We start from the raw sequence: 2012 nt of genomic DNA, 5'->3' as shown, positions 1-2012 counted from the left end.
GCCGTCGGAATCGCGAGGAAGAAGCCGTTCTTCGAGCGAATGGTCGCGCCGTCCTCGTAGATGCGGATGATGCCCGGCGCTTTGGACCAGACGAGACCCGCCGCCCGGATGCTGTCTTCGCCCTTGGGGTAGACTTGTCCGCGCCAGGTGCGCGCCAGTCTCGGACCCAGTCCCGCCGAGGTGACCTGCGTCCGGAGCTCGGTCTTCAGGCCTTCGGTGGCCTGTGAGATCCCGGCCGTGACGGCCTTCTCGGCGGCCTTGATCTCGTCGCTCATCAGCTTGCCGAGGTCGCCGATCGTGCTGACCGAGAACCTCATGCCTCGCGCAACTCCGCCGTCCAGATCAGTCGCTCCGCGTCGCGGCTCGGCTCTCCCTGGACGACATAGGAAACGCCGTCGAACTGGAACCCGTCGCCTTCGGCGAGGCTGGGCGCATCGGCGACGCGAATGTCGAGCAGCGTCGTGGCGGCATGCAACCGTGTCTCTCCGAATTCGAAGACACGGTCGGGCCGGCGCAAGACGACCCGGACGGAGACGGCGCTGCCGCCCTTTGGCGTGAAGGTCGCGTCCCGCGCCATGTTCGGGTCGGCGAACAGTGACTGGAACGCAGCGGCGATGGCCGACATCAGAAGCTGCCATTCAGGCGAACCCGCCCGATGACGTCACCGGCGCCACCGGCGACGGCTTCGGTCGCAACGCCGATTAGCGTGTTGGCGGTGGCGGTCTTCGTCGCCTCTTTGTTGGTGTTGTCCCAGTAGACCTTGTCGCCCGCGGCCCACGCCTGCGAGGCGACCTTCTTCAGGTCGAAGACGCCGACGAGCGACGCCTCGACGGTCTCGCCGAGGGCAGCGCTGCCCGCCGCCACGCCAAAGATGGAGCCGACGAGCAGGCCGTCGCCGGAAACGACCGCATAGGGCGCGGTCAGGGTGATGGTGTTGCCGGGCTGGACGTAGTTCTTCATGGGCTTGATCCTCTTGGAAAGACGAAGGGCGGCCCGTCAGGACCGCCCATCTCGTCGGGGCTCAGGTGTCAGGGACGGGGCCGGATCAGGCGCCCGGGTTCTTGTAGAGGCCGCGCCAGTCGATCGCCTTGGCGCCGAAGTCGAGGCGGCACTTGATCTCGACCCCGTCGACATCGAAGCCGTTGCGCGTCTCGATGTAGGCGCCCTGTTGGCCTTCGAGATAGGCGTACTCGATGGTGTCGATCTGGTTTGGGCTGGCGGCCAGATACCAGGCGGTTTCGCTGGCTGCATCGAGACGCGGCTCAGCGATGGGGCTAAGCGTGCGGATCGACTGGGGCACCACGTTGCCGCTCGACGCGGGCACGAGGTTCTGTGCGACCAGCTGCTCGGCCTTCAGCTCCAGCGAGGCCGGCACGATCAGGAAGGCGGGTCGGATGTTGAGCACCGTCTTCTTGTCGAGACCCGTCTGCTTGGCCATGGCGGCGCGGGCTGCACCCACGCTGGTGACGTCGAGCGCCGCGCCGGTGCCTGCGAGGTTCTTGTGAGTCGTGTGGAACAGCGCATTGCCATCTGCCATGGCCGGGTTCGAGGTGATGATGCCCCAGACCACGTCCGACTCCAGCTGGGCGATGGAGTTGCCGTACATCGCCGGGATCCGGGTGAAGGCGTCCAGATCGTCGTTGATCAGCACCTGCCGGGTGATGGCGACGACCCGGCCGTAAGTCTTCACGCGGTAGCTCTCTTTGCTCTCCCCCGAGCGTTCCGCGCTTGAACTCGCCGCTCTCGCCAACCTCCAGCAGCTGCGGGGCTTCGCCGAGCTGGACGCGGTGCATCGCCTTGAAGTCGGTCGCCAGCACTTGGCGGCAGAAGAGCGCGAAGGTCCGCGGATAAGCCTCGTAGGCCTGGCGCAGGGTCTTGTTGGTGACGGCCGCGAGGATCTCGGGGAAGTCCGAGGTCGAATGCAGCGCGCGCGTCGCCACCTCGTCACGCGAGAGCCCCCGCGTGTTCACCCCGGCATTGCCGAGGCTTTCGCGGGCGAGTTCCAGCAGCGT

The 2012-nt window shown here is 66.8% G+C and carries 5 protein-coding genes; 1 reads left to right on the top strand and 4 read right to left on the bottom strand.

From position 1 onward, the window contains the following. From M2A_RS16970 to M2A_RS16955, 4 genes are all read right to left on the bottom strand, one after another. Window positions 1–317 (bottom strand): DUF6441 family protein (locus M2A_RS16970; protein WP_045449933.1); only part of this gene is annotated, 317 nt, incomplete at its 3' end. Next, window positions 314–625, bottom strand: a complete 312-nt coding sequence (locus M2A_RS16965; RefSeq protein ID WP_045449932.1) for a head-tail joining protein — start codon at window positions 623–625, stop codon at window positions 314–316. The genes M2A_RS16965 and M2A_RS16970, both read right to left, overlap by 4 nt. After that, window positions 625–960 (bottom strand): DUF2190 family protein, encoded by a 336-nt coding sequence (locus M2A_RS16960; RefSeq protein ID WP_045449931.1) that lies wholly within the window; start codon window positions 958–960, stop codon window positions 625–627. Before M2A_RS16960 ends, M2A_RS16965 begins: the two co-directional genes overlap by 1 nt. Window positions 961–1045: 85 nt before the next feature. Continuing rightward, the gene (locus M2A_RS16955) at window positions 1046–1690 is read right to left on the bottom strand and encodes a phage major capsid protein (protein WP_197052984.1); all 645 of its coding nucleotides are present in this window, start codon (window positions 1688–1690) and stop codon (window positions 1046–1048) included. Between the two features lie 13 nt (window positions 1691–1703). Here M2A_RS16955 and M2A_RS18570 point away from each other — a divergent pair. Then, a partial coding sequence (locus M2A_RS18570) for a hypothetical protein (RefSeq protein ID WP_210164857.1) occupies window positions 1704–2012 on the top strand: 309 nt, incomplete at its 3' end.

This window comes from Tepidicaulis marinus, from assembly GCF_000739695.1.
GTDB classification, from domain to species: Bacteria; Pseudomonadota; Alphaproteobacteria; order Parvibaculales; family Parvibaculaceae; genus Tepidicaulis; species Tepidicaulis marinus.
The sequence above is the reverse complement of the archived record's forward strand: the minus strand, read 5'-3'. Positions and strand labels throughout refer to the sequence as shown.

What these genes read in the sequence shown, in the direction of transcription:
- M2A_RS16965 (WP_045449932.1), bottom strand. Translation starts at nt 625, where the DNA reads ATGTCGGCCATCGCCGCTGCGTTCCAGTCACTGTTCGCCGACCCGAAC.
- M2A_RS16960 (WP_045449931.1), bottom strand. Translation starts at nt 960, where the DNA reads ATGAAGAACTACGTCCAGCCCGGCAACACCATCACCCTGACCGCGCCC.